The organism is Pantoea sp. PGP6 (assembly GCF_053474785.1).
The window spans coordinates 2,098,328-2,124,710 of the sequence record NZ_JBQBMA010000001.1; the positions used below are offsets into that span (position 1 = coordinate 2,098,328).

37 protein-coding genes and 1 tRNA gene are annotated in these 26,383 nt (G+C 54.3%); all 38 read left to right on the forward strand.

Annotated elements, in window-relative coordinates; genetic code table 11:
• Positions 1-12: 12 nt before the first annotated feature.
• Positions 13-171: a DUF4222 domain-containing protein gene (locus ACLIBF_RS10075; RefSeq protein WP_448310389.1), complete on the forward strand. Its 159-nt coding sequence runs from the start codon at positions 13-15 to the stop codon at positions 169-171.
• A complete protein-coding gene (locus tag ACLIBF_RS10080) occupies positions 168-482 on the forward strand; it encodes a hypothetical protein (protein WP_279809686.1) in 315 nt (104 codons plus the stop codon). The genes ACLIBF_RS10075 and ACLIBF_RS10080 overlap by 4 nt, the downstream gene beginning before the upstream one ends.
• Positions 469-1,368 (forward strand): DNA-binding protein, encoded by a 900-nt coding sequence (locus tag ACLIBF_RS10085; RefSeq protein ID WP_448309672.1) that lies wholly within the window; start codon positions 469-471, stop codon positions 1,366-1,368. Before ACLIBF_RS10080 ends, ACLIBF_RS10085 begins: the two co-directional genes overlap by 14 nt.
• Positions 1,365-2,246: an ATP-binding protein gene (locus ACLIBF_RS10090; RefSeq protein ID WP_279809684.1), complete on the forward strand. Its 882-nt coding sequence runs from the start codon at positions 1,365-1,367 to the stop codon at positions 2,244-2,246. The genes ACLIBF_RS10085 and ACLIBF_RS10090 overlap by 4 nt, the downstream gene beginning before the upstream one ends.
• A complete protein-coding gene (locus tag ACLIBF_RS10095; protein WP_279809683.1) occupies positions 2,243-3,616 on the forward strand; it encodes a replicative DNA helicase in 1,374 nt (457 codons plus the stop codon). Before ACLIBF_RS10090 ends, ACLIBF_RS10095 begins: the two co-directional genes overlap by 4 nt.
• Positions 3,613-4,392: an antitermination protein Q gene (locus ACLIBF_RS10100; RefSeq protein WP_448309673.1), complete on the forward strand. Its 780-nt coding sequence runs from the start codon at positions 3,613-3,615 to the stop codon at positions 4,390-4,392. The genes ACLIBF_RS10095 and ACLIBF_RS10100 overlap by 4 nt, the downstream gene beginning before the upstream one ends.
• 115 nt (positions 4,393-4,507) lie before the next feature.
• Positions 4,508-4,579, forward strand: a tRNA-Asn gene (locus ACLIBF_RS10105).
• A gap of 410 nt (positions 4,580-4,989) precedes the next feature.
• Positions 4,990-5,421 (forward strand): tellurite resistance TerB family protein, encoded by a 432-nt coding sequence (locus ACLIBF_RS10110; RefSeq protein ID WP_448309675.1) that lies wholly within the window; start codon positions 4,990-4,992, stop codon positions 5,419-5,421.
• Positions 5,421-5,573: a DUF3927 family protein gene (locus ACLIBF_RS10115; RefSeq protein ID WP_179420097.1), complete on the forward strand. Its 153-nt coding sequence runs from the start codon at positions 5,421-5,423 to the stop codon at positions 5,571-5,573. The genes ACLIBF_RS10110 and ACLIBF_RS10115 overlap by 1 nt, the downstream gene beginning before the upstream one ends.
• Positions 5,574-5,755: 182 nt before the next feature.
• A complete protein-coding gene (locus tag ACLIBF_RS10120) occupies positions 5,756-6,109 on the forward strand; it encodes a phage holin, lambda family (RefSeq protein WP_448309677.1) in 354 nt (117 codons plus the stop codon).
• Complete coding sequence (locus tag ACLIBF_RS10125; RefSeq protein ID WP_448309678.1) at positions 6,093-6,725, forward strand: glycoside hydrolase family 19 protein; 633 nt, start codon at positions 6,093-6,095, stop codon at positions 6,723-6,725. The genes ACLIBF_RS10120 and ACLIBF_RS10125 overlap by 17 nt, the downstream gene beginning before the upstream one ends.
• Complete coding sequence (locus ACLIBF_RS10130) at positions 6,713-7,150, forward strand: Rz lytic protein (RefSeq protein ID WP_448309680.1); 438 nt, start codon at positions 6,713-6,715, stop codon at positions 7,148-7,150. The genes ACLIBF_RS10125 and ACLIBF_RS10130 overlap by 13 nt, the downstream gene beginning before the upstream one ends.
• Positions 7,065-7,304, forward strand: a complete 240-nt coding sequence (gene lysC / locus ACLIBF_RS10135) for an Rz1-like lysis system protein LysC (protein ID WP_448309681.1) — start codon at positions 7,065-7,067, stop codon at positions 7,302-7,304. The genes ACLIBF_RS10130 and lysC overlap by 86 nt, the downstream gene beginning before the upstream one ends.
• Positions 7,305-7,691: 387 nt before the next feature.
• Positions 7,692-7,853, forward strand: coding sequence for a YnfU family zinc-binding protein (locus tag ACLIBF_RS10140; RefSeq protein WP_448309683.1), 162 nt, complete (start codon positions 7,692-7,694; stop codon positions 7,851-7,853).
• A 159-nt stretch (positions 7,854-8,012) separates the two neighbouring features.
• The gene (locus ACLIBF_RS10145; RefSeq protein WP_448309684.1) at positions 8,013-8,165 is read left to right on the forward strand and encodes a hypothetical protein; all 153 of its coding nucleotides are present in this window, start codon (positions 8,013-8,015) and stop codon (positions 8,163-8,165) included.
• Positions 8,166-8,177: 12 nt separating this feature from the next.
• A complete protein-coding gene (locus ACLIBF_RS10150; protein WP_448309686.1) occupies positions 8,178-8,516 on the forward strand; it encodes an HNH endonuclease in 339 nt (112 codons plus the stop codon).
• 214 nt (positions 8,517-8,730) lie between these two features.
• On the forward strand, positions 8,731-9,198 hold the full coding sequence (locus ACLIBF_RS10155) for a phage terminase small subunit P27 family (protein WP_448309688.1): 468 nt from the start codon (positions 8,731-8,733) through the stop codon (positions 9,196-9,198).
• A complete protein-coding gene (locus ACLIBF_RS10160) occupies positions 9,152-10,897 on the forward strand; it encodes a terminase large subunit (RefSeq protein WP_448309689.1) in 1,746 nt (581 codons plus the stop codon). The genes ACLIBF_RS10155 and ACLIBF_RS10160 overlap by 47 nt, the downstream gene beginning before the upstream one ends.
• Entirely contained in the window at positions 10,897-12,201 is a 1,305-nt protein-coding gene (locus tag ACLIBF_RS10165) for a phage portal protein (protein ID WP_448309691.1), read from the forward strand. The genes ACLIBF_RS10160 and ACLIBF_RS10165 overlap by 1 nt, the downstream gene beginning before the upstream one ends.
• 11 nt (positions 12,202-12,212) lie before the next feature.
• Entirely contained in the window at positions 12,213-13,061 is an 849-nt protein-coding gene (locus tag ACLIBF_RS10170; RefSeq protein ID WP_448309692.1) for a head maturation protease, ClpP-related, read from the forward strand.
• Between the two features lie 9 nt (positions 13,062-13,070).
• Positions 13,071-14,285 carry a phage major capsid protein gene (locus ACLIBF_RS10175; protein ID WP_448309694.1) on the forward strand — a complete coding sequence of 405 codons (1,215 nt, stop codon included), beginning with the start codon at positions 13,071-13,073 and terminating at the stop codon, positions 14,283-14,285.
• Between the two features lie 41 nt (positions 14,286-14,326).
• Positions 14,327-14,560: a DUF7210 family protein gene (locus tag ACLIBF_RS10180; RefSeq protein ID WP_448309696.1), complete on the forward strand. Its 234-nt coding sequence runs from the start codon at positions 14,327-14,329 to the stop codon at positions 14,558-14,560.
• A 5-nt stretch (positions 14,561-14,565) separates the two neighbouring features.
• Complete coding sequence (locus tag ACLIBF_RS10185) at positions 14,566-14,895, forward strand: head-tail connector protein (protein WP_010246528.1); 330 nt, start codon at positions 14,566-14,568, stop codon at positions 14,893-14,895.
• Position 14,896: 1 nt separating this feature from the next.
• Complete coding sequence (locus ACLIBF_RS10190; protein WP_279811446.1) at positions 14,897-15,286, forward strand: phage head closure protein; 390 nt, start codon at positions 14,897-14,899, stop codon at positions 15,284-15,286.
• A complete protein-coding gene (locus ACLIBF_RS10195; RefSeq protein ID WP_448309697.1) occupies positions 15,279-15,785 on the forward strand; it encodes a hypothetical protein in 507 nt (168 codons plus the stop codon). Before ACLIBF_RS10190 ends, ACLIBF_RS10195 begins: the two co-directional genes overlap by 8 nt.
• Entirely contained in the window at positions 15,782-16,342 is a 561-nt protein-coding gene (locus tag ACLIBF_RS10200) for a phage tail terminator protein (RefSeq protein ID WP_279811441.1), read from the forward strand. The genes ACLIBF_RS10195 and ACLIBF_RS10200 overlap by 4 nt, the downstream gene beginning before the upstream one ends.
• Before the next feature lie 3 nt (positions 16,343-16,345).
• Complete coding sequence (locus tag ACLIBF_RS10205; protein WP_140028972.1) at positions 16,346-16,534, forward strand: DUF2635 domain-containing protein; 189 nt, start codon at positions 16,346-16,348, stop codon at positions 16,532-16,534.
• Complete coding sequence (locus ACLIBF_RS10210) at positions 16,534-18,030, forward strand: phage tail sheath subtilisin-like domain-containing protein (protein WP_448309699.1); 1,497 nt, start codon at positions 16,534-16,536, stop codon at positions 18,028-18,030. Before ACLIBF_RS10205 ends, ACLIBF_RS10210 begins: the two co-directional genes overlap by 1 nt.
• Positions 18,030-18,386: a phage tail tube protein gene (locus ACLIBF_RS10215; protein WP_010246516.1), complete on the forward strand. Its 357-nt coding sequence runs from the start codon at positions 18,030-18,032 to the stop codon at positions 18,384-18,386. The genes ACLIBF_RS10210 and ACLIBF_RS10215 overlap by 1 nt, the downstream gene beginning before the upstream one ends.
• The gene (locus tag ACLIBF_RS10220) at positions 18,383-18,652 is read left to right on the forward strand and encodes a phage tail assembly protein (RefSeq protein ID WP_010246514.1); all 270 of its coding nucleotides are present in this window, start codon (positions 18,383-18,385) and stop codon (positions 18,650-18,652) included. Before ACLIBF_RS10215 ends, ACLIBF_RS10220 begins: the two co-directional genes overlap by 4 nt.
• A gap of 141 nt (positions 18,653-18,793) precedes the next feature.
• Positions 18,794-20,815, forward strand: coding sequence for a phage tail tape measure protein (locus tag ACLIBF_RS10225; RefSeq protein WP_448309702.1), 2,022 nt, complete (start codon positions 18,794-18,796; stop codon positions 20,813-20,815).
• A 16-nt stretch (positions 20,816-20,831) separates the two neighbouring features.
• Entirely contained in the window at positions 20,832-21,326 is a 495-nt protein-coding gene (locus tag ACLIBF_RS10230) for a hypothetical protein (RefSeq protein WP_448309703.1), read from the forward strand.
• Positions 21,327-21,370: 44 nt separating this feature from the next.
• Positions 21,371-22,717 carry a DNA circularization protein gene (locus tag ACLIBF_RS10235; protein WP_448309705.1) on the forward strand — a complete coding sequence of 449 codons (1,347 nt, stop codon included), beginning with the start codon at positions 21,371-21,373 and terminating at the stop codon, positions 22,715-22,717.
• Positions 22,714-23,784 (forward strand): phage baseplate assembly protein, encoded by a 1,071-nt coding sequence (locus ACLIBF_RS10240; RefSeq protein ID WP_448309706.1) that lies wholly within the window; start codon positions 22,714-22,716, stop codon positions 23,782-23,784. Before ACLIBF_RS10235 ends, ACLIBF_RS10240 begins: the two co-directional genes overlap by 4 nt.
• Complete coding sequence (locus ACLIBF_RS10245) at positions 23,784-24,341, forward strand: phage baseplate assembly protein V (protein WP_448309707.1); 558 nt, start codon at positions 23,784-23,786, stop codon at positions 24,339-24,341. The genes ACLIBF_RS10240 and ACLIBF_RS10245 overlap by 1 nt, the downstream gene beginning before the upstream one ends.
• Positions 24,338-24,751: a phage GP46 family protein gene (locus ACLIBF_RS10250; protein WP_448309709.1), complete on the forward strand. Its 414-nt coding sequence runs from the start codon at positions 24,338-24,340 to the stop codon at positions 24,749-24,751. The genes ACLIBF_RS10245 and ACLIBF_RS10250 overlap by 4 nt, the downstream gene beginning before the upstream one ends.
• A complete protein-coding gene (locus ACLIBF_RS10255) occupies positions 24,744-25,811 on the forward strand; it encodes a baseplate J/gp47 family protein (protein WP_448309710.1) in 1,068 nt (355 codons plus the stop codon). Before ACLIBF_RS10250 ends, ACLIBF_RS10255 begins: the two co-directional genes overlap by 8 nt.
• The gene (locus ACLIBF_RS10260) at positions 25,802-26,383 is read left to right on the forward strand and encodes a YmfQ family protein (protein WP_448309712.1); all 582 of its coding nucleotides are present in this window, start codon (positions 25,802-25,804) and stop codon (positions 26,381-26,383) included. Before ACLIBF_RS10255 ends, ACLIBF_RS10260 begins: the two co-directional genes overlap by 10 nt.

Here is a 26,383-nt window from a genome sequence, read left to right on the forward strand (position 1 = left end):
CACATACGACAAATGGACCGCACATATCTCGATCCCCGCGGCGTCCGAGTACGAGTTACTGGCTTTAACCGCGAGAATCAGCAAGTAATCTTCACCCGGCCCGGTTATGAGCATGAATGCATGCGTCCGGTCTGGCAGTTCCAGCAGCTTTTCAGGAGGGTTTCAGAATGAGCCAATCCATCCCCGACTTTGTTAATCGTCATCCTCTGCCCAACCCTCTGCATCGGCTTATCCTGTGCAGGATTTGGATGTCAGGTAGCAGCGATGGTGAGGGTGTGCGCTATCTCGGATTGGCAACAATGTCTGATTTCTGCTGCTGCTCTGTTCAGGAGCTTCAGGCCGCAATCGATGATCTAGTTAATCACGGATGCATAGCAAGAGTTCAGCCGACTGAAGATGTCCGCAGAATCACAAAATCTAGCGATGCAATTGGGTTTATTTTGGCTCCGGCACTGCAGGTGGATAGCTATGAGACCTTCTGATCTTCTGCTCGACTTTGGTCGTCCGGTCGCCTATTACCCTGGGCTCGTAAAGCTCATGGGAAGCCCACATGCAGTGATTTTTTTCAGCCAGATCTTCTACTGGCAGGACAAGGCACACGCTGTAGAAGGCGCGCACAAAACAAGAGAAGCCATTCAGGAAGAAACAGGGCTGACGTTTGACCAGCAGGCAACAGCACGTAAGCAACTGGTTTCACGCGGAATACTTATTGAGACCCATAAGCGTCTTCAGCACAAAGTCTATTTTCGCATCGACTGCGAACGACTTGACGAAATTATCAGTGAAAACAATGAATTACTCCGAAAGGGGGAAAGCCGTTTTCGGGAAGAGGGTAAACCCAATTTCGGGAAGGCGGAAAAACCTTCTTCGCCAACACTGGAATCCCCTCGCCGCCAGTCGGGAGAATCCGGTTTCGATCATACAGAGATTACTTCAGAGACTACTTCAGAGATTACATCTGATGGCACATCGGCTAAAGCCGCTGAGCCGTCACGCAATGCTAAGCAGGATTATTCACCTGAATTTGAAGAAGCCTGGCAGGCGTATCCAAAGCGTTCTGGCGGCAATCCGAAGCCTTCAGCCTGGAAAGCATGGTCAGCCAGAATCCGTGAAGGCGTTAAGACCGCCGACATGCTGGCAGGCGTACAGCGCTATGCGTCATACGTCACCGCAACCGGCAAGGCCAACAGCGAATACGTGAAGCAGGCGTCAACGTTCTTCGGTCCGGATCACCACTTTGCGGAGAGCTGGACGGCACCGGCAAGCCAGCAGCGCAGCACGCCAGCACAGAGTCGCCACAGCGGTTTCTCAGAGCGCGACTACGGCACCACCACCAAACCATCCTGGGCAAAAGGAGCAGCAGAATGAGCCATGTACCTACACAGCGCGGCGCAAATATTCAGTCACTGAAAACCACTATCTCAGCGCTTCAGGAAGAACTGAGCTTTGCTGGTGGCAAGGTCTCTATGCTGGACCGCTGCTTTGACCGGCAGGAAACTGTTGCCGGTATCTGTGAGACGCACGGTAATTTTCAGCAGCAGCGCATCTGGACTGAATACAGTGGTCGCGTGGCTGAAAAGTTTTCCCGCTGCCCGAAATGCATTGCCGCTGAGCTGGAAGCTGCACAGAACAAATTGCGTGCTATCCAGACCGAAATGCTGACCGAGCGTGCGAACATCCCTGAGCGGTTCGCGGCCTGCAGCTTCGAAAACTATCAGGCCGTGAACAAATCCGCTCAAAACAATCTGTCGATCCTTCGCGACTATGCCAGCGCGTGGCCGCAGATGCTCGACGCCGGTACCAGCCTCATTCTGACAGGCAGGCCAGGCACCGGTAAAAACCATCTGGCGGTGGCGCTGGCGAAAAGCATTATCGAGCACCATCAGGCAACAGTGTTGCTGACCTCCGTGATGCGCATCATCCGCGCCGTTCGCCGCACCTGGGAGAAGGGCAGCGAACGCAGCGAAGAGGAAGTTATTGCCCATTACACCGGCGTGGACCTGCTGATTATCGATGAGATTGGCATCCAGTACGGTTCTGAGTCCGAGATGATCATCCTGTTCGACATCATGAACACCCGCTATGAACGCATGCTGCCAACAGTACTCATCAGCAACCTGTCGCTGCCTCAGATTTCTCAGGTCATCAGTGACCGCCTGACAGACCGAATGGTTGAGGGTGGCGGGGCAACGCTGGTGTTCGACTGGCCAAGCTATCGCAGCCAGAAGGGAGCGCCGGCTGTATGAGTGATGCACTGTGGCGGGACCAGGACATGGAGGCGGCCGTGCTGGGGGCGATGTTCCTGCGCGGCGCTGAGGCTGAGGTGATGGAGGTCATTTCCTCGCTGCCGGACACGGCGTTTAACTTCCAGCAGTACCGGGAAATCTACCGGGCTGTCGCTGCACAGGCGCGTGGCAAAGGTGTTATCGACCCGATTCTGGTGGGGGAGCAGCTTCCGCAGCACCAGGCGCTTATCGACGCGACAGGACGGATTGCGTGGGCGAGGTCTTCACTAAAGTCCTACTCACAGCAGCTGGTTCGCAACGCGGCTATTCGCGATGCTTTCCATGCCCTCTCTGGAGCCCTCAGCAGCCTCCAGGCAGCACCTAACAGCGATGCGGGGATTCGCATTCTGGAGGAGGTGAAAGCAGCTGTGGGGGCGATACAGACTGAATCTGATGCCATCCGTCCCGTTTCAATCGATGAGCTGCTTCCCACCATCATCAACAGGATTGACGAGCGCATGGAATCCGGCAGCGCCGGACGTTCGGTTATGACCGGGATCGAGGAGCTGGATGAGGTGACGGGCGGCTTTGACCAGACCGACCTGATCCTGCTGGCAGCGCGGCCATCGATGGGGAAAACGGAAATGATTCTGGATATCACCGAAAACCTGACCGCCACCGGTGCCGGGGTGCTGTTCTTCAGCATGGAAATGAGCGATATCCAGATCGCCGAGCGTCACGTTGCAGCGGCGGGCGGGATCTCAGCTTCACGCCTCAAGTCACCGGACAAACTGAAAGACGAAGACTGGGCGCGAATCAGTAACGGGATCGGCCAGATGACCGGGCGCAATATCTGGATCGTCGACGCCAACAACCTGACTGTTGACCAGATTCAGCACATCGCTACCCGCCACATTCAGCAGCACCCGGAGACCGCGCTGGTGGCTATCGACTACCTGCGACTGATTAAGCTGCAGAGCGCCAGCCGTCACGATCTGGCAGTGGGCGAGGTATCAAAGGGGCTGAAATCCCTGGCTAAGGCTAACCGGGTGCCTGTAGTGGCACTCAGCCAGCTTTCTCGCAGCGTGGAGAGTCGACCGAACAAACGCCCGGTAAACGCTGACCTTAAGGACTCAGGCGAAATCGAAGCCGACGCTGACATCATCATGATGTTGTACCGGGATGAGGTTTATAACCCGGAGTCGCCAGCCGCGGGCATTGCTGAAATCAACATTACCAAGAACCGTAACGGGCCACTGGGTACCGTTTATCGCCGGTTCTGGAACGGCCATTTCCACCATATCGACCAGGCAGAAGCCCGAGCCCGCAGCACGGAACGGGAAGAATCACACACTGGCAATAAGCGTTATTCGAAGGGGCGTGCAGCGTGAAAATTGAATCAGCATTGAAGTATTTCAAACCGAAAGGCCAGAGCTTCACCGACTCTTCGCGCGCAACAGGAAGCGAATCACTGACCGGAACCGATCTGATGGGTGCCATCGGATTCTGCCAGTCAAAATCGCCTTTCGGCATTTCTGCCGTGATGGCAAAGACGGGCAACAGTGAGCAGGATACCATCAGGACAGTTCAGCAGCTGATGCAGTACGCTAACCGCAACGCGCCAAAGCTGCTCCGTAAAGCGGCTGGCCCAAAGCTGGGAAGCTGCCTGGTAATTCTGTCGAAGCTGGCCTTTGATGAGTATGTACGTTCTGCCGCTACAACAGAGTCATGCGAGCACTGCAACGGCACCGGATTCATCGAATCAGAAACGGAAGTATTTAAGTACGCTGGGAAATTCAGCGCGTCAGGTGAGCAGGTGATTGCGCCACGCACGGAAATGCAGATAGTGCGGGCGAAATGCCAGCATTGCCATGGTAAGCGGCGCGTTTCATCACGTTGCCGCTGTAATGGAACTGGCCGGGTGCGGGATTTGGCAGAATCAGCCCGCAGGGGAGCGCCGGTCGATAAAGAGTGCGAGCGTTGCACAGGGAGAGGATACAGGCGCATGCCATCCAGCACAGCATTCAGGGCCATTAATGTGCTGGTTCCGGATCTCACTCAATCATCATGGTCGCGTAACTGGAAGCCATTCTTTGAAAAGTTGGTAGCTAAGTGTGAGATCGAGGAAAGTCATGCTGATGCAATGTTCAGAAAGGTAACAAAATAATTGACTTTGCATAAAACTGGCGTATTCTAGCCAAATAGTGGGAGATTTATACGCATACGCCACTAAATAAATTCTAGACCTCGCCCTGGCGGGGTTTTTTTATGTCTCATATTCAGGGTAAGAAGCACAGCGGTTGTGCGTTCGGCTGTTAACCGATTGGTCGCAGGTTCGAATCCTGCCTTAACCGATCCAATGAACAGTAAGGGCGGTGTATCACGCATGATTTTACAAGGTAAAAAAATTGTAATATCAGAGTATTGCCATTTACATAACATAATGATTCTTATTTATAATGGACCTAATGCGGTGAATCCCCCTGTGCGGAGGGGCTAGCCACAACAAGTAATTGCACTTGGCCATTAGCGAGCAGGGTTGTGGCTTACCTTGTTCACCGGGAGGCACCCGGCACCGCAGTTCCCCCCACAATTTTCAGCATCTCAAAGCTCGCTTCGGCGGGCTTTTTTTTATTCCGCGCCACGCTCGGCGCATTACACCACAGAGCCTTTCAGAAGGTGAGCCAGAGTGATGGTCGGTGTGACTATCTCTGTGGGCTGACCATTTCTGAGCGCTGGCTCACCCCCTAAAAGGAAAGTCACTATGTTCGGTATGTTCATAAAGAATGCCCGTCGTGCTGTCAGCGATATCAAAAAGTTTGAGAAGCGCGATCTGGCACAGGCTGTAGTAAACGCTGCTTATCTAGTGGCCTATGCCGATGGTGAATGTGAGCCGTCTGAGAAAGCAAAGATTGAGCAGGTATTGCGCTCAAACCCGACGCTTTCGGCATTCAGCGGTGAAATCAACGATATCTCCACTCGCATCATTGCTCAGCTGGACACTGATATTCGTATTGGTCGTCGTGCTGCCTTGCGTGAAATCGAAGATGTAAAAGGCGATCAGCGTGAATGTGAAGATGTACTAGATGTGGCAGTAACCATCGCAATGGCTGATGGCGAGCTGGAGCCGGAAGAACAGAAGGTTCTTGAGCAAATTGCCAATGTTCTCGGTCTGCGTCTGGAAAATCATCTCTGATGGCCCGACTGCGCTGGCTGGCGATAGCTGTACTGCTGTTTCTGGTTGTCGCCATCGATTTCACAAGTCGAATGATGTCTGTGCTGGCTGACGGCGCAATCATCTGTGTAGTGACTGCTCTTCTCTGGCCGCTGGTTAAAGCCACCAAATAGCTTTGTGCAAAAGGCATCCACGGATGCCTTTGACAGAAAGAATTCTAATTAGCCGGAATTCCCGGCTCTCTTTTGGCGTCCTCCCAAAAACTTTGTGATTTCCCCGTGGCTGTGTGGGGAGGTTCGCCACTTTTCTTTGACTACGAACGGCACCGACCCATTGGGAGGTGAGGATGAAACGCATGCCAGAAAAAGATCCGGGCTTCTGGGCAAGCCTACTTGGCTGGCTTTATGCCCACAAAAATGAATCCGGTTATGCCGGGCTGGCTGGCGTGATGGCGATCCTTCGCGCGACTTATATCGGCAAAGACACATGGCCCCGTCGCCTGCTCGATGCAGCGATGTGCAGCGTCTTTGCCTTTTTTCTCCAGCCGACACTGCAGGTAATTGGCTCGGTCTTTAACTGGAACTTCAGCGACGACACCACGCGTGTAGTTGCGGTGTTCCTTGGCTTTCTCGGTGTGGACTGGCTTTCATCGAAGCTGCGCAGGCTGATTGATAAGCGCTTGGGGGATAGCAATGCTGACACCCAGTGATTTTCAGCGTGCAACCGGTGTTTCGAATGCTGTTCGCGACGCATGGTTCCCGCATATAGCGTCGAGCATGGCAGCGTTCGGCATTACTACACCGCTCAGACAGGCTCACTTTCTGGCGCAGACAGGGCATGAATCCGCCGGGTTCCTGAAGGTTGAAGAGGGGCTGAATTACAGCGAAAACGCTCTAACAGCGATGTTCGGCAGACGCATCACCGCTGAGCAGGCCCGAGCATACGGGCGTAACGCAATGCACCCGGCCAATCAGAAGATGATCGCCAGCATTATTTACGCAAACCGTAACGGTAATGGGAATGTTGATTCAGGTGATGGTTATCGATATCGCGGTCGGGGTCTGATTCAGATAACGGGCAAAGCCAACTATGCGGCACTGGTAAAGCAGCTTGGCGCTGACGTAGTGGAGGAACCCGACTTATTGCTGGGGTATCGCTTTGCTGCATTGTCAGCGGCGGCATGGTGGAAGAATCACGGATTAAATGAGCTGGCTGATTCTGATGATGTTAGCCGCATCACCAGAATTATTAACGGTGGCACCAATGGTCTTGAAGATCGGAAATCCCGCTTAATCAAAGCTAAGGGGATTCTATGTTCAACGTAATCGGCTTTATCCGAAATTATTCGCACCTCATCATCATCGGCCTTATCTGCGTCTGCCTGTGGGGGCTTAACGCCCGCAATTCACAGCTGAGCGCCACTAATGACCGGCTGGAGCAGCTGGCAAACAGCAAAGACAGCCAGATAAACGATCTGCGCTCCAAAAATGATGACTTAGCCGCCAGCGTAAATGACCTGGTCAAAGCGGTTAATCAGCAAAACGCCGTGATGACACAGGTCACCGAGCAACGCGCAGTGACGGCACAGCAGAACCGGAAACTACAGAATGAAATTAAGCGTTACCTTGCGGCGGACAAGTGTGCTGTTGCTCCTGTACCCCCTGATGCTACTGACCGGTTGCGGGACGCAGCAAAAGCCGCCGGTGGAGTACCGGACAGTAAAGCAGCCCCGGTTAAACCTGCCGGCTGAACTGACCAGCCAGATTGAAGCGCCGCAGCCGCCGGCGCTCATGACGTTCGGTGACAGCGTGGCGTTAAATGCAGAGCTTTATGGCGTGCTGGGGCAGTGCAATATCGACCGGGCAGCCATTCGGCGCATCGAATCATCCAGACTTCAGCAGTAGCAGGAAGCCAAAATGATGAGGCTTATAGAGTTGGCGAAAGGCATTGCATTGTCATCGTTCATCGTCTTTGTTCTCATGATGATGGCTGAAGGGTTCAGGTAAGCATCACAAGGAGCATTTGCGAGTGCGCCTGATAATAAAAAAAGGCGGCCCATCCATGGACCGAGGTCGTGATCGGAGCTCTTTCTTGTTTTTTTTGCTTATGAGCATCTTAAGTTAGCCAATCAAATCTCCGATTCAAGCGTAAGTGGTAACATTTACGAAGTTGAGACATGAGTTGAGCATCTGCTTCTGAGATGATCTGGCGTAAGATTAATGACAATGCATGTGATTAAAAAAGAACCAGCAGTGTTATGATTAGTCTCATTCATGAAAAGGCCGAATACCATGTCCTACTTCAGTCAAGTAATGGACCGTGTCGCCAGAATCAACACTGACGCTAGGTGTCCAGTTTGCGGGAAAACCTCAAAGCAGTCCGTTACGAAGGTTTCAAGAGAGCAAGCTTTGTTATGCCCACACTGCAAATCGCTCTTTGTTATCCATGGATAAATAAATCCAAAACACTAAGCCGCCTGCGGGCGGTTTTTTTATTTTGTTCTGAAAACTGCATTCAATGAGTTCAATTTTCAGCATAAACACAATGAATCATCGGCTGGTGGTCTCACCATTGCCGAGGGTTAAACACATCCAGCCAGCAGGAAACTCTGAATGAATACTCTTAATAAGCGTCAGGCTGAGTTTGTTTCAGACACCATTGCACAGATAGCAAAGCAGGGCGAGCAAGTAAAAGAGAAGAAAGAGCGACTGAAAAAGGACATGCAGCAAGGCTCACGTCTGACCCATCATAGATTCAAACCCTAACGGGGAACCGACATGGTTGAGCCACGCATCTATAACAGCCGATGGGACAAAGCCAGGCTCACATTCCTCAGGTCTCACCCGCTCTGCAAAATGTGTCACCAGCAGGGAAGAGCTATGGCCGCTACCGTTGTGGATCACATCAAGCCTCACCGGCTTAAAGAAGCCCTGAATGGTGGCAAGCCGGAAGAGATAGCCAAAGCTCAGAAACTCTTTTGGGATAAAGACAACTGGCAGCCCCTCTGTAAGCAGCATCATGACTCCACCAAGCAGCGCGAAGAGAAGCGAGGGCACATCATTGGATGCGATGAGAACGGGCTGCCACTAGACCCACAGTCGCATTGGAGGAAGTGAATGGCAGGAGAAGTGAATCCAAAAGCGAAAGTCAAATGGGAATGAATATCATTAACACCTTCACCGATTGATGGTCTAAGGTGACAAGTGAGAATGATTATCAACATCAGGGGAGGGGAGGGAGAAATCTTCAGGGGTTACCGACTTCCTGACCGCCCGCCCCCCTTTTTATGCACAACCGCGAAATGAAATGTTTTTTCCGGGAGGTTAAATAATGGCCGGAAGACGACCAAAGCCTACCCCTCTGAAGTTAGTCACTGGTAATCCCGGCAAGCGTGCTATCAACAAGAAAGAGCCAAAGCCTGCACGGGAAATTCCAAGCCCACCATCGCATTTAACCGACGAAGGAAAGACCGCCTGGGGTCGCCTTAGCGTTCTGCTGGACGGCATGGGTGTGCTGACTGTTGCTGATGCGTTTGCTCTTGAAAGGCTCTGTGACATCTATGCAGAAATTCTCATTCTTCGTGAAGACATTAAGACCGAAGGGCGTACGTACAAAACAGAGACGCAGCAGGGCGACACGCTGACGAAAGCAAACCCATCTGTTGCAATGCTGGCAGATGCAGACCGTCGATTTAAAAGCTACCTGGTAGAGTTCGGCCTGACACCGGCTGCCCGGTCAAAGGTGAACGTGAATGACGGAAAAGAAAAAGAAGACCCGCTCAACCAGTTCTTCGGTTGACCCGGCGACGCAGTATGCAATGGACGTTACCAGCGGCGCGGTGATTGCCGGGCCAGACATCCGCGCGGCATGCGGCCGCCACCTTCGTGATCTGGAAGAGGGTCCGAAGCGCGGCCTGTTCTGGGATGTTGAGGCTGTAACGCGAGTTGTAAATTTCTTCGCTCAGGTTCTGAAGCTCAACGGCGGGGAGCATGAGGGAAAGCCTTTCATCCTGCTGCCGTGGCAGTGTTTCATTGTTGGATCCCTGTTCGGATGGAAGGCGGAAAACGGCACGCGCCGATTTCGCATGAGCTACATCGAGTCAGGTAAGGGGTCTGGGAAGTCACCACTGGCGGGTGGTGTTGGTCTTTACCTGCTGATGGCGGATAAAGAGCCGCGCGCTGAAGTGTACGCTGCGGCCACGAAAAAAGACCAGGCGATGATCCTTTTCCGTGATGCGGTAACGATGGTCGATCAGTCGCCCGCGCTGGCGCAGCGTATTACCAAATCCGGCACCGGGCTGAACGTGTGGAACCTCGCGTTCCTGCAGACGGGCTCTTTTTTCAAACCGATCAGCTCCGATGATGGCCAGTCAGGACCGCGCCCGCATGGCGCACTGATTGACGAAGTGCATGAGCACAAAACGAATGCCGTTGTTGAGATGATGCGTGCGGGAACTAAAGGCCGCCGTCAGGCGCTGATGTTCCTCATCACCAACAGCGGCCATGATAAAACCAGCGTCTGTTATGAGTACCATGAGTACGGGCGCAAGGTTGCCGCCGGTGATCTGGAAGATGACAGCTTTTTCAGCTTCATCTGTTCGCTGGATGAGGGCGACGACCCGTTTAAGGATGAGTCCTGCTGGGGTAAAGCTAACCCGTCTCTGGGGCAGACCTTCACCGATAAATACCTGCGGGAGCAGGTGACACAGGCGCGCGGCATGCCGTCAAAAGAGAGCATTGTCCGTCGCCTGAACTTCTGCCAGTGGGTGGAAGCGTCCGATCCGTGGATTGACAGCGATACCTGGATGAACTGCGAACAGGACTTTGACCCGGAGGATTTGGCGGGGGAAGAGTGCTATGGCGGACTGGACCTGTCCGGCTCCCGTGACCTGACGGCGCTTGCGCTTTACTTTCCGAAATCCAAAAAGCTTTTAGTTGAGTTCTGGACGCCCAAAGATTCTCTGCTGGAGCGTGCCAAAACTGACCATGTTCCTTATGACGCCTGGCTGCGTAACGGATTTATTCACGCGCCGCCGGGTAAAGCGGTCAACTACGGTTTTGTGGCGGTACGCATCGGTGAGCTGGCGGCCAGATACGATATCAAGTGCATCGCGTTCGACCAGTACCGCATTAAGTATCTGGAGCCCGAGCTGGAAAGCGAGTCTGTGAGCGTTGACCTTGTTCCGCATGGTCAGGGCTTTTACAAGGCTCAGGAGTCCGGGCTGTGGATGCCGCGCTCTATCGAGCTGTTTGAGGAGCATCTTAATAACCGGGTGCTAACTATCCGGCCCAATCCCTGCCTGCGCTGGAATGCCGCCTGTGCGGTACTTGAGGCTGACCAGAAGGACAACCGCATATTTGCCAAAAAGAAAAGTACCGGCCGCATCGATGGCGTGGTGGCTTCGGCTATGGCGATCGGCGCAGCAGAGGATGCGGTGCTGGTGGATAGCGGCGATCCTGATGACTTTTTTGATGACCCGATCATGGTAGGTATCTGATGAAGGAAAAAAAACAGCCGGGTCGCATCAAGAGCGCGATTGTTAACTGGCTCGGTGAGTCGATAGGACTCAATGATGCTGCGTTCTGGCAGGAGTGGTACGGCACAAGCAGCAGCGGAAAGGTCGTCACAGCAGAGAAAGCGCTGGCGCTGGCCTCTGTCTGGGCCTGTGTGCGCCTGCTGAGTGAGTCAGTTTCAACGCTGCCGATGAAGGTATACGAAAGGGCGGCTGACGGTTCCCGCAAACTGGCGCTTAATCACCCGGCCTATCAGTTACTGTGCCGCCGTCCGAACAGCGAAATGACGCCGTCGCGCTTCATGCTGATGGTGGTTGCCAGCATATGCCTGCGTGGTAATGCCTACGTTGAGAAAAAGATGATCGGCACCAAGCTGGTCTCACTGGTTCCGCTTCTTCCTCAGTGCATGAAGGTGAAGCGACTGGACAGCGGCGAACTACAGTACACCTACACAGAGAAGGGCGTGCCGCGCATCATCCCGGTTAAAAACATGATGCACATCCGGGGCTTTGGTCTGGATGGCGTATGCGGAATGATGCCGATGCGTACCGGGCGTGACGTGTTTGGCGCAGCGATGGCGGTCGAAGAGTCAGCCGCAAAAATATTTGAAAACGGTATTCAGACGTCAGGCTTCTTTCTTTCAAAGAATCTGCTGACAAAAGAGCAGCGCCAGAAAAACCGCGAAAACCTTAACCGGTTCGTTGGTTCGAAAAACGCCGGTAAGGTGATGGTGCTCGAGGGTGATATGTCCTATCAGGGCATTACCCTCAACCCCGAAGATGCTCAGATGCTGGAATCGCGCTCATTCAGCATTGAGGAGATCTGCCGCTGGTTCCGCGTACCGCCGTTTATGGTGGGTCACGTTGATAAGCAGAGCAGCTGGGCGTCAAGCGTTGAGGGCATGAACCTTCTGTTCCTGACCAATACGCTGCGCCCGATGCTGGTGAACATTGAGCAGGAGATTTCACGTTGTCTGCTGAACGGCGATGAAGACCTATTCGCTGAGTTCTCTGTCGAAGGTCTTCTGCGTGCCGATAGTGCCGGACGCTCAGCCTATTACACCACGGCGCTGCAGAACGGCTGGATGTCCCGTAATGATGTTCGCCGCCTGGAGAATCTGCCGCCAATTGAAGGTGGCGATATTTACACAGTGCAGCTGAATCTGACCCCGCTTGAAGACCTGCGTAAAAACAGCCAGGCGGTAAACGCTAAACTGCTGCGCGAAGTCCACGATGCTGTTTTCCCGGACATGCCTTTAGAACAATCACCGCTTAAACAGGCGGCTTAGGAGCAACCCCAATGACAGTTAAAAGTCTTCCGGCAGCGCCGGAGGGGCGGCCTTTTGCGCGCGAAAATCGCGATTTGCCGTCCTCCGCAATGGAGCGCTGGAACGGCGGTATAAAAGCCGCAAAGAGTGATGAAAACAGCATTTCTGTGTTCGACGTCATTGGCGCCGACTGGTACGGCGACGGCGTTACTGCCAGCCGCATCGCAGCCGCGCTCCGGTCAATCGGCGGCGCTGACGTGACGGTGAATATCAATTCGCCAGGCGGCGACATGTTTGAAGGCCTGGCGATTTATAACCTTCTGCGTGAATACGAAGGGAAAGTCACCGTTAAGGTACTGGGGCTTGCAGCCTCTGCAGCGTCGATTATCGCGATGGCAGGGGACGAGATTCAGATTGGCCGCGGTGCATTCCTGATGATTCATAACTGCTGGGTTTATGCGATGGGCAACCGTCACGACCTGCAGCAAATCGCAGCGGACATGGTGCCTTTTGATAAGGCGATGAACGATATCTATGGCGCGCGAACCGGTCTGGATGCGGCCACAATCGACGCGATGATGGATGCTGAAACCTATATCGGCGGCAGCGATGCGGTTGAAAAAGGTTTTGCGGATCGCCTGCTGGGGGCAGATGAAATCGCTGACGGTGACGACAGCCCTGCCGCCGCACTGCGCAAGCTGGATGCGACACTGGCAAAAACTGATATGCCACGCTCCGAGCGTCGAAAACTTCTTAAAGCATTAACCGGCAGCAAGCCAGGCGCTGCTGCCACCCCTGAAGGTATGCCGGGCGCTACCGATGAAATCAACCCCGAAAATATTGCTCAACTCAGAAACGCGCTGGCCGCGTTCGGCAAATAAGGATCAACAATGTCTGAAGTAAATGAAGTACTTAAGCAGGTTACTGCCAGCATCAACGAAGCCAGCAGCAAGTTCAACGCGAAGGCTGAAGAAGCTCTGACTGAGGCGAAAAAATCAGGTTCGCTGTCAACGGAGACCAAAGCGGCAGTGGATAAAATGGCGAGTGAGCTTAACGCCATGCGTGAAGCAGAGAAAACGCTGAAGGCGGCGCTGGGTGAACTGGAGCAGCACGTTGCGCAGATGCCGCTGGCGAATGCGAAAAACGTTATCGAAACCGTGGGCGGTCAGGTAGTTTCCTCCGAAGCGCTGAAGGCGTTTTCAGCCAGTATCGAAGGCAATAAGCGCCTGAGCATCCCTGTCAAGGCGGCACTGTTGTCCGTGAACGTGCCGGGCCAGATTGTTGCGCCTGACCGTCTGCCGGGCATCGATCAGCAGCCAAAGCAGCGTCTGTTTATCCGCGACCTGATTGCGCCGGGCCGTACTGAGTCCAATACCATCTACTGGGTTCAGCAGACTGGCTTTACCAATAAGGCAGCGACCGTCGCTGAGAACACCACCAAGCCGTACAGCGATATCACCTTTGCGGAAAAAATCACGCCGGTTCGCACCATCGCGCACCTGTTCAAAGCTGCGAAGCAGATTCTGGACGACATGCCGCAGCTGCAGTCGACGATTGACGCCGAGCTGCGTTACGGCCTGAAGTACGTTGAAGAGCAGGAGATTCTGTTCGGTGACGGCACCGGCACGCACCTGAACGGTATCGTGCCGCAGGCATCTGCATACGCCGCCGCCTTCACGGTGGCGAATCAGAGCGGTATCGATGATCTGCGACTGGCTATGCTGCAGGCGCAGCTGGCACGATTCCCAGCCTCCGGCCATGTTCTGCACTTCATCGACTGGGCGAAGATCGAGCTGACTAAGGATACGCTGGGCCGTTACATTCTGGCGAACCCGGCAGCGCTGACCGGTCCTACCCTGTGGGGGCTGCCGGTTGTCGCGACCGAAGCGGCTGCGTTCCAGGGTAAATTCCTGACCGGCGCATTCAATGCCGGTGCGCAGATTTTCGACCGTGAAGATGCCAACGTGGTTATCTCTACCGAAAACGCCGACGACTTCGAGAAAAACATGATCTCAATCCGTTGTGAAGAGCGTCTGGCGCTGGCCGTTAAGCGCCCTGAAGCGTTCGTTTACGGTTCCTTCACCGCGCCTGCTGCAGCTGCATAACAGCAACGGCGGCCTCCGGGCCGCCTTTCCGGGAGTTACATATGAAACTGCTTCTGATTAAACCGAATTACTTCGGCGGCACAGTCGTTCCCGAAGGCAACACCATCGAGACCGACGAGCAGCATGGTCGTGAGTTGATTAAAAAAGGCTATGCAGAGCTGGTTGAAGGCATTACTCCTGCTTTGCCAGAGCCAGAGCCAGAGCCAGAGCCAGAGCCAGAGCCAGAGCCAGAGCCAGAGCCAGAGCCAGCAAAAGGTAAAAACAAAAAAGGCTGAACACCATGCTGCTGACGCTCGAAGAAATTAAACAGCAGTGCCGCCTTGAGAGTGACTTTACGGAAGAAGATCGGCTGCTTGAGCTTTTCGCTCTGGCTGCCGAGGCAAAGGCGGTGACCTACCTCAATCGCAATCTGTATAAAACGGTGGCAGATATTGCCCCGCTGGATACTGATGGCATGGTGATTACCGAAGATATCCGGCTTGCGCTGCTGATGCTGGTCAGTCACTGGTATGAACACCGCAGCTCAGTTTCAGAGCTGGAGATGACGGAGACGCCGCAGGCGTTTGAGTTCCTGCTCTATTCGCGGCGTCTGCCGGTATCGGGGTATTAGCATGCAGCGACGCTCATCAAATACCAGTGCCGTATTCACGCTGCCCGATCCCGGCGAGCTGAATAAGCGCATTCACCTGCGCCAGCGCATTGATCAGGCGGCGGCTGATTACGGCACTGAGCCGGTCTATCAGAATGAAAAGGACGTCTGGGCGAAGGTCCGGCAGGTGGGTGCCACCACTTATCATGAGTCCGTTCAGGCTGACGACACCATCACCCATTACATGACCATCCGATATCGCCGGGGAATCACCTCAGATTTTGAGGTGGTTTACAGCGGCTTTGTGTATCGCGTTAAGCGCCTGCGAGACCTCAATTCAGCCGGTCGTTACCTGCTGATGGAATGTGAGGAGCTGAGGGCTGTAGACAGCGACGAGGTGATGTATGGCTAAGCCGCTTCTGCACGTTGATTTTCAGCAGCCCAAAGACCTCGTTTTTAACCGGGCAAAAATGCGCCGCGCCTTCATTCAGATTGGTCAGGTGCATATGCGTGATGCCCGGCGTCTGGTCATGCGTCGCGGTCGCTCTGCTCCGGGCGAGTATCCTGGATTCAGAACCGGAAGGCTGGCGCGGTCTATCGGCTATTACGTTCCCCGCGCATCAAAAAGCCGACCGGGTCTGATGGTGCGCATCGCGCCGAACCAGAAGCGGGGCGAGGGAAACCGCCTCATTGAGGGCGACTTTTACCCCGCGTTCCTGTTCTACGGCGTGAAGCGTGGTGCTAAGCGCAAAAAGAGCCACCATAAAGGCAAGTCCGGCGGCAATGGCTGGCGCGTTGCCCCGCGCAAAAACTACATGACCGAAGTGCTGGAGGCGCGCAAAACGTGGACGCGCTATGTGCTGTCCCGTGCGCTGCGCACCTCTCTTCGTCCTGAAAGGAAAAAGAAATGAAGCTATCACTGGTGATTGCCGCTCTCCGGGCGCGATGTCCGTTTTTCGCGGGTAACGTAGCCGGGGCGGCTGAGTTCAAGTCCATCCCCGAAACCGGAAAGATGAAGCTGCCGGCCGCCTATGTGGTGCCAACCGAAGATGTGACCGCTGAGCAGAAGTCCCTGACTGACTACTGGCAGAACGTGACCGAAGGATTTGCTGTTGTCGTCGTGCTCGACAACACGCGCGATGAGCGCGGTCAGGCTGCCGGTTATGACGCTGTGCATGATGTGCGTCAGCAAATCTGGAAGGCGCTGCTGGGCTGGGAACCTGATTCAGATGCAGGTCCGGTGGCGTATTCCGGCGGTCAGCTTCTGGATATGGACCGGGGTCGTCTCTACTACCAGTTTGAATTCATGCTGACGCGGGAAATCACCGAAGAAGACACGCGCCAGCAGGATGACCTCAACGCCCTGGATGAGCTGCGAACGGTGGAAATCGACGTTGATTATATCGATCCGGGCAACGGTCCTGACGGCATCATTGAGCACCACACCAAAATCAACCTCAGCGAGTAAATCATGCAAATCAGACCCAAGCGCGGGCGGTCAGTTCCTGACCCTGTCCGGGGCGATCTGCTGCCTTCAGAAGGCCGGAACGTCGAAGAAAGCAGCTACTGGCACCGCCGCATTGCGGATGGTGATGTCGAAGAAGTCAGAGCGGAAGAAGAAAAGCCCGCTGCTGACGCCAAGAAAAAGGGCGGTGAATAATGTCAGTTTCGTTCCCCACTATTCCGTCAGACCTCCGCGTGCCGCTGTTCTGGGCCGAAATGGACAACAGCGAAGCGAACACCACACAGTCCAGCGGACCATCGCTGTTGATTGGTTTCGCTTCAGCTGACAGCACCATCACCAAAAACAAACTCACCATCATGCCGTCAGCGCCACTGGCGGGTAAGGTTGCAGGTCGTGGCAGCCAGCTTGCACGCATGGTGGCACGGTATCGCGCTGTTGATCCGTTCGGTGAACTGTGGGTTATCGCGGTCACCGAACCAGACGGTGAAACTGCCAAAGGCACAGTGACGATTACTGGCAACGCTCAGGCGTCAGGCTCGCTTACCCTGTATATCGGCGCGGAGCGTGTGCAGGCCGCAGTGGTAACCGGTGATGCACCGACAGCCGTGGCAGCGACGCTTGCTGCTGCCGTTAACGCTAACCCTGACCTGCCGGTGACTGCCGCTGCAGCAGCTGGCGTTGTCACACTCACTGCCCGGCACAAAGGCCTGACAGGAAATGATATCCCGTTGTCGCTGAATTACTACGGCACCGTGGGAAGTGAAACCACCCCTGACGGCATTAACGTTGCGATTGCCTCAATGACTGGCGGTACGAGCTCACCGTCACTGGCTGCTACCGTGGCCGCAATGGGTGATGAGCCCTTTGACTTCATCGGCACGCCGTTCAGTGATTCCGCCTCACTGGCGACGCTGGCGCTGGAGATGAACGATTCTTCCGGGCGCTGGGGCTACGCACGTCAGCTTTACGGCCACGTTTACACGGCGAAAATCGGCACGCTCTCTGACCTGGTGGCCTTTGGCGACACCATGAACAACCAGCACATTACCGTAGCCGGTTATGAGCCCGCCGTTCAGACGGCGGCGGATGAGCTGGTCGCGCTGCGCACCGCACGTAACGCCGTATTCATCCGCGTTGATCCGGCCCGTCCGACGCAGACCGGTGAACTGACCGGCGCATTGCCGGCACCGGCAGGCAGCCGCTTTACCCTGACCGAGCAGCAGTCGTTGCTGAAGCATGGTATCGCCACAGCGTACGCTGATAGCGGTGTGCTGCGCATTCAGCGCGACATTACCACCTATCAGCGCAACGCCTACGGCGTGGCAGACAACAGCTATCTGGACAGTGAAATACTGCATACCAGCGCCTACGTTATCCGGCAGCTGAAAAGCATCATCACCAGTAAGTACCCGCGCCATAAGCTGGCAAATGACGGAACGCGCTTCGGGCCGGGTCAGGCTATCGTGACGCCTGCCGTGCTGAAAGGTGAAATGTGCGCCAGCTATCGCTCCATGGAGCGGGCGGGGATCGTGGAGAATTTCGAACTCTTCAAACAGCATCTGGTGGTGGAGCGCAACGCAAGCGACCCGACGCGCGTGGATGTTCTGTTCCCACCGGATTACGTCAACCAGTTGCGCGTCTTTGCGCTGCTTAATCAGTTCCGTCTGCAATACAGCGAGGAGGCCGCGTAATGGCAAAGATTGCGGGTACAGCATATGTCAAGGTGGACGGCCAGCAGCTGTCTCTGACCGGCGGCATTGAGGTGCCGATGAACACCAAAGTGCGTGATGACGTGATCGGCCTGGCCGGTGACGTCGATTACAAAGAGACGCACCGAGCGCCTTACGTCAAAGGCACCTTCAAGGTGCCGAAGGCATTTCCGGTCACAAAGCTGATGGATTCCGACCAGATGACCATCACCGCCGAACTGGCTAACGGCATGGTTTACGTGCTGTCTGAAGCGTTCCAGTTCGGTGAGGCAAACCACAATGCGGAAGAGGGTACGGTAGACCTCGAATTCCACGGCTCAGAAGGATTTTATCAGTGAGTGAACTTCAGCTTTCTAAACCTATTACGGCACACGGTGAGACTATTCATGTGCTGGAGTTGCGCGATCCAACTGGTAAGGATGTCCGAGAGCTGGGCTATCCCTATCAGATGAATCAGGATGAGTCGGTGAAGCTGCTGGCGCATGTCGTGGCTAAATACATCAGCCAGCTGGGCGGCATCCCGCCGAGCTCAGTCGATGACATGTCGCCATCAGACCTGAATGCAGCTGGCTGGGTAGTTGCCGGTTTTTTCCTTCAGGCCTGACAGCTAAAGAGCTGCTTAATCTGTACTTTGATTGCGCCAGTTACTGGCGCATTAATCCTCTGGAAGTCCTGAGTGAGGACTTAAAAAGCCTGCAATTACTTATCGACCAGGCGAACCGGATAGAACGGGAGCGAAAAGCCAATGGCTGAATTTGAACTGAAAGCGCTGATTACCGGCGTTGACAGGCTTTCTCCTGCGCTTGGCCGAATGCAAAAGAATCTTCGTCGTTTTCGTAAAGACGCAGAGGAGGCTGGCAGGGGCGGAGTGGCAATGGCTGGTGGTCTGGCTGCTGGACTGACCGGATCGCTGGTTGCTTTTGCCAGGCAGGAAGATGCAGCAACTGGCCTGAAAGTTGCCATGATGGATGCCAGCGGCGCGGTGGGTTCTGACTTCGAAAAGATCAATAAGCTGGCTATAGGTCTCGGCAATAAACTGCCGGGCACCACTGCTGACTTTCAGAACATGATGCAGATGCTTGTCAGGCAGGGTATTCCGGCCCAGAACATTCTAAGTGGTGTGGGTGAGGCTTCTGCCTATCTCGCCGTTCAGCTCAAGAAAACGCCAGAGGCGGCTGCAGAGTTTGCTGCAAAAATGCAGGATGCAACCGGCACTGCGTCCAAAGATATGATGGGGCTTTTCGACACTATCCAGAAGGCATTTTATCTTGGTGTCGATGATACCAATATGCTCTCGTTTTTTACGAATGTCAGCTCTGTGACAAAAATGGTCAGCAAAGATGGCCTTACTGCAGCGCGGGCTCTGGCACCGATCGCAGTCATGATGGATCAGATGGGGACTCAGGGAGAAACCGCCGGTAACGCCATAAGAAAGATATTCCAGGCTGGATTTGATACTAAGAAGATGAATGCCGCAAACAAACTTATAAGCCGCAAAGGTATCAAATTAGATTTTACCGATGGCAAGGGGGAATTCGGCGGTCTTGATAATCTTTTCAATCAACTCAATAAACTCCAGTCATTAACCACAAAACAAAAAACTACCATCATCAAACAGATATTCGGAGATGATGGTGACACTCTCGCAGTATTGAATGCTTTAATCGATAAGGGCAAAAGCGGTTACGATGAAATTCAGGGGAAAATGGGAAGGCAAGCCAACCTAAATAAGCGTGTTGATGCCCAGCTCAGCACGCTTACTAACCTTTGGGATTCAATGACTGGTACAGCCGTAAATGGCCTGGCAGCTATCGGTGGCGCATTTTCCGGCGATGCTAAAAAACTGGTGGCGTGGCTTGGAGATATATCCGAGAGGTTTACCGAGTTTGCTGACAAAAACCCAAAAGTGATTCGCGGTGCATTTGGCATCGCCGCGGGATTTGTAGGCGTCAAGCTCGCATTATTAGGCGTAAACTTTGCGCTTGGCATCCTTGGCAGAGGGCTGAAGTTATCCCCGATGGGTATATTCCTCCGCCTTGCCGCTTTAGGAATCGGGTTGCTTATTTCTAATTGGGATAAGTTTGGACCGGTAGTTGAGAAGGTCTGGACAAAAATAGATGGCCTGGCAGGTGAGCTGGGGGGTATGAATGGGGTCATTAAGGGAATTGGCGGATTGATGGTCGGGGCGTTTACCCTTCAGGTTATCGGATCACTAACGACCGCAACAACCAAGGCTGGTGGCCTGCTTGCCATTTTGAGCAAAATAAGCAAACTAAGCGCCCTCACAGTGTCGATAGCTGTAGCTCTTTATATGTTCCAAAAGTTGGAAGAAATCTCTGATGCGGCAACCCAGAAGGATGGCACTGAATCATTCTGGGAGTCATTTAAAAAGAGGTGGAAAGCTGGCGGCTGGTATAACAACCAGAAAAATTTAGATGCTGTCAGTATGAAGCTGCCCGCTAAAATCCCGTCCGCGCCATCAGAAGTAGTTACTAAAAATGGCGAATCGAGGCCGTTCTGGGAGTCAATCAAGGATGAATGGGGTGCTGGAGACTGGTTTAAAATCCAAAGGCAGAATTTAACAAACAATCCGCAAATGGCAAACCAGAACCTTGCCTTACCGCCACTTATTAAGGAGCCAACCAGACAGGGCGAGCTCAAAGTCAGCTTTGAGGATGCTCCTCCTGGAATGCGTGTAACTCCCGTGGGTGGTAATCTTCCATGGCTAGATCTTGATGTGGGGTATAATCGTTTTTCAAACCCGTAATTTAAGGAAGAATTAGATGCGACTGGTTGCAGTATTAGCGGTTATCTTTTTTAGTGGGCTGGCATCTGCCAGTGAATGCTATCCAGTTTTTAACGAAAAGGATTTCATTTCCGCTATTGGGAAAAAGCCTGAGAATATGCAGGTTTTTAATGATGGCGGGACGCTAAGGCACCAGTATTCATTTAGGAAGGAATCGATAGGTGAAGAGGCGTTTAACGATGAAAGTAAGGGTGATGATGAGCCTCAATTCTACATCACTGTTTATGATCCGCCTTGTCCTGAAAGGATAACTATTCATTTCTACGCTAACGAAGATAAGTCGATGAATAAGATTAACGTTGCGCTGGCCGCTAAAGCTTTTGAATACCTTGTCGGGACAAGCTCTACAATATTCTTCAATAAGATTGAGAAGTTGAAAGGCGTTCAAAGATTTGATTCCTATGACGAAAAGGCAGATTCTGTCTTCGCAAAAATAGGCGACTCATACTCTATACAGATACACATCAAATAAAACCTGACCCGCTGCGGCGGGTTTTTTATTGCCCGGAGTAAGCCATGAGCTGGATAGACAATCTGCAGGATGCCTCGCTGCGGGGTGTCCCGTTCAAGGTAGAAGAAGACGAGGCCACTTTTGGCCGCCGGGTGCAGGTTCATGAGTACCCAAACCGAGACAAACCGTGGGCGGAAGATTTGGGCCGCGCAACGCGCCGCTTCAGCGTCCAGGCATATCTGATAGGCGATGATTTCTTTGAGCAGCGCAACCGTCTTATTGAGGCGATAGAAAAGCCTGGCGCATGTACGCTGGTACATCCGTTCTACGGTGAAATGACGATAACCGTTGATGATGCCGTGCGGGTCAGTCACTCAGTGGGCGAAGGCAGGATGTGCCGCGTCAGCTTCAGCTTTATCGAAGCCGGCGAATTATCGTTTCCCACGGCCGGGCTGGCAACCGGACAGAAACTTACCTCGTCAGTCTCATTCCTTGACGACGCCATTTCATCGGCATTCGGTGCCTTTGGCATGGACGGTCTGCCTGACTTTCTGCAGGACGGCGTGCTTGATGAGGCAACAGGCATGTTCAATACCGTGACCAGCGCCTTCCAGTATGTTGACTCCGGCATCAGCGCTGCCTCCCGGCTGATGCAGGGTGACCTCTCTGTTTTACTCAGTCCGCCATCAAGCGGCATGAACTTCGTAAGCCGGCTTCAGACCATGTGGCGAGCAGGTTCACGCCTGTCCGGGAATGCATCAGACCTCATGGCGATGATTAAGGGCTTTACGGGCGTAACGGTCGATCGCGGACTGGCACCCCGTGGGGTTTGGAAGACAGACAGCAAAACGACGCAGTCTCAGACGACCCAGCGCAATTACGTTGCGCAGGCAGTGAGAACGACCGCCATCAGCGAAGCTGCCTACACGGTCACGGACCTTCCACAGCCGGTTGCACGGAACGTTACACGCCAGCAGGACCCTCAGCAGCCCGCCAGAGTCACGCACCCGGCAGTCAGTGACATTCAGCCCGACACCGGCACGGACAGCGCCAGCGCGTCTTCAGGCGTCACCAGCTCTATCGAAACCGGTAGAGTTGTTTCATGGGACGAACTGGCAGAAGTGCGCGATGTCCTGAATGAAGCCATCGATACGGAGATGGAGCGCGTTACCGACGACAATCTTTATCAGGCGCTGGTAAAGGTGCGCACTGATGTGAACCGGGATATTTCAGCACGGCTTGAACAGATTGAGAGACTCACTGAAAAGACGCCTGCACAGGTAACGCCAGCTCTCGTTCTGGCGGCTGACTGGTATGACTCTGCCTCTCGGGCATCTGAGATTACGGCCCGTAACGGCATCCGACATCCCGGCTTCGTTCCGGTCAAAATTCTGAAGGTGCCGGCGCGATGAACAACACAGTAATTCTCCGGGTCAACGGTCAGGAATGGGGCGGCTGGACATCGGTCCGCATCGCTGCTGGTATCGAACGTATTGCCCGCGACTTTACCGTTGAAATAACCCGAAGCTGGCCGGGCGATAATGACCAGGCCGCGCGGAGTAACCGCATTAAAAACGGCGATCTTGTAGAGGTGCTGATTGGCACCGATAAAGTGCTGACGGGATACATTGAAGCTACTCCGGTCCGTTACGACGCACGCAGCATCAGCGTTGGCATATCCGGCCGCAGCAAAACGGCCGACCTGATCGACTGCGCGGCCACGCCGTCCCAGTATGCCGGGCGGACACTTTCACAAGTTGCCGCAGAGTTGGCAAAGCCATTCAATATCAGGGTGGTTGATGCAGGTGGCGCTTCGGGCGCACTGCAGGGTATTCAGGCAGACCAGGGCGAAACGGTCATGGATGTGCTTAATAAGATGCTTGGGCTTCAGCAGGCACTTGCTTATGACAATGAGCAGGGCGATCTGGTTATCGGCGGCATCGGCAGCCAGCAGGCCCACACCGCGCTGGTGCTGGGTGAAAACATTCTTTCCTGTGATACCGAAAAAAGCATTCGCGATCGCTTCAGTGATTATCAGGTCTCCGGTCAGCGCAGGGGGAATGATGATGACTTTGGTGAAGCAACAACGACTGCCATCAGAGCGAAGACGATTGACGGCGGCCTGAAGCGCTATCGTCCGATGCTTATCCGGCAGACCGGGAATGCCACTACGGCAACCTGCAGCGAACGTGCTGAGTTTGAAATGCGCCAGCGTGCCGCCCGTACCGATGAAGCTACCTATACCGTTCAGGGGTGGCGACAGGGGGATGGCTCACTCTGGCGGCCTAATCAGCAGGTCATCGTGTTTGATCCCATTCTCGGGTTCAGTAATCGCCAACTGATAATTGCTGAAGTGACCTATCAGCAGGATGAAAACGGCACCGTCACAGAGATTCGCGTAGGGCCGGCAGACGCCTACCTTCCCGAGCCGGAAAAGCCTGGCAAGCGTACGAAAAAGAAAGAAGAGGTGGATTTCTGATGGCTAATCCTTTTTCCAGCATGAGTCGTGGGCTGTCAAACCTTCTGGCTCGCGCCGTGGTTCGCGGCCTGAATACAGCACAGAAATGCCAGATGCTTCAGATTGAAATGGCCGGCGGCGAGGGTAAGAGCGACATAGAGCACATGGAGCCGTATGGATTCACGGCTGCGCCGATTCTGGGGGCTGAGGCCGTTGCGGCTTATTTCGATGGCGATCGTTCGCATGGCGTGGTGCTGGTGGTTTCCGACCGGCGATACCGCATCAAAGGCCTGAAGTCTGGTGAGGTTGCAGTTTATGACGATCAGGGACAGTCGGTGACGCTGACCCGTTCCGGGATTGTCGTCGATGGGGCAGGTAAGCCGATCACCTTCATCAATGCGCCAAAGGCTCGATTTGAAATGGATATCGAGGCTACCGGCGAAATCAAAGATAAGTGCGACTCAGGCGGCCTGACGATGTCAGCAATGCGAGTGACATACAACGGGCATACCCATAAAGAGAACGGCGATGGCGGCGGCACGACTGACGCTACAACTCAAAAAATGGTGGCTTCATGATTATTGTTATCAACGGCATTCAGCGTGACGTAACGTGGCCGCCAGATCCTCTTACTCGCGCCGTGATTATCTCCCTGTTTTCCTGGCGAAAGGCCGAGCCCGACGATAACCCTGAGCAGGAACACGGGTGGTGGGGCGACTGCTTCCCGACCGTCCAGAACGACCGTATCGGCTCACGACTTTACCTCCTCAGCCGCCAGACCCTCACCAATAAAACGCCACTGAAAGCCCGCGAATATATCAGCCAGGCGCTTCAGTGGCTGGTGGATGACGGCGTGGCGGTGCGGGTGGATGTGAAAGCCGAGCGAACCGGCATTAATACGCTAAGCGCCTCAGTGGTTATCAACCAAAAAGACGGCAACCGAACGGCATTTTCCTTTGATGATTTATGGAGTGAACTTAATGGCTGACAGTGGATTTACCCGCCCGACACTCCCTCAGTTAATTACCGCAGTGCGCAGCGACATTCTTACCCGGCTGGCAGCTGATACGTCGCTGGCGGCGCTGAGACGCACTGATGCAGAGGTTTATGGCCGCGTACAGGCGGCAGCAGTTCATACCGTTTATGGCTATATCGACTATCTCGCACGCAACCTTCTGCCGGACCTTGCTGATGAGGACTGGCTGACGCGACATGCCAACATGAAGCGATGCCCGCGCAAATCAGCGACCGCCGCGACAGGTTTCGTGAGGTGGTCAGTAGCAAATGCAGGCATCACAATTCCGGCAGGGGTAACCATCCAGCGTGACGATTTGGTTTCATTCACGACTACAGCTGCGGCTACATCTGCGGGCGGCGTGCTTCGCATTCCTGTTGCCTGTGACACAGCCGGTAAAGCCGGCAACACCGATGACGGACTTGCTATGCGCCTGGTCAGTCCGGTAACCGGCCTGACCTCTGCGGGTGTGGCGGACAGCATTCAGGGGGGAGCTGACGTTGAGGATTTGGAAGTCTGGCGGGCGCGTGTCATAGAGCGGTGGTACTGGACCCCGCAGGGCGGCGCTGACGGTGACTACGAGGTGTGGGCTAAAGAAGTCGCGGGAATCACCCGCGCATGGACTTACCGTCACTGGAGCGGGCGCGGAACGGTAGGGGTGATGGTGGCAAACAGCGACCTGATTAATCCGATCCCCGATGCTGCCACTGTTGCTGCTGTGAAAACCCACATTGAACCACTGGCACCGGTAGCCGGGGCCGACATTTACGTATTCGCTGCCACTCCGCATGTCGTAAATTTCCAGATTCGCCTGAATCCGGACACCCCTGAAACCCGATATGCAGTTGAGGCGGAACTCCGTTCAATGATGCTGCGCGATGGTGGCCCTGAGAGCATTCTAAAACCATCGCGCATCAGTGAAGCGATCAGCATAGCAGCCGGCGAGTACAGCCACACCCTGGTCAGTCCTTCATCTGACCTCACCATCGGTAAAGGCGAGATCGGCGTTGTGGGGACAATCTCATGGATTTAACCGCGCAATATCGTCAGATGCTGGCCGCGCTGTTACCGCGTGGCCCCGCATGGAGTGCTGATGACCCTATGCTGGCCGGTCTGGCTCCGTCCCTTGCAGATTTGCACGGTCGCGGTGATGCTCTGATGCTGGAGACCGACCCGCGATCCGTGACCGAGTTGATTGATCGTTATGAGGGCATCAGCGGGCTGCCCGATAGCTGCGCGCCTCCCGGCGTCCAGACACTCCAGCAGCGCAGGCAGCGTCTGGATGCAAAGCTTAATCTCGCTGGCGGCATTAATGAGGCTTTCTATCTATCGCAGCTGAAAGCGCTGGGCTACACCGGTGTCACGATCACCCGTTACAACAAGTCTCAGTTTACCAGTGTCTCAGACTGTACGGATTCTCTCTACAGCGACGAATGGCGGTATTACTGGCAAGTCAACATGCCGTCATCAACGCAGATTACTCCGATGACGGCAATCAGCAGCTGCACTGACAGCATAAGATACTGGGGCGACACTATCGCAGAGTGTGTTCTCAACAAGCTTGCCCCATCACACACCTACGTCATTTTTAAATACCCGGAGTAA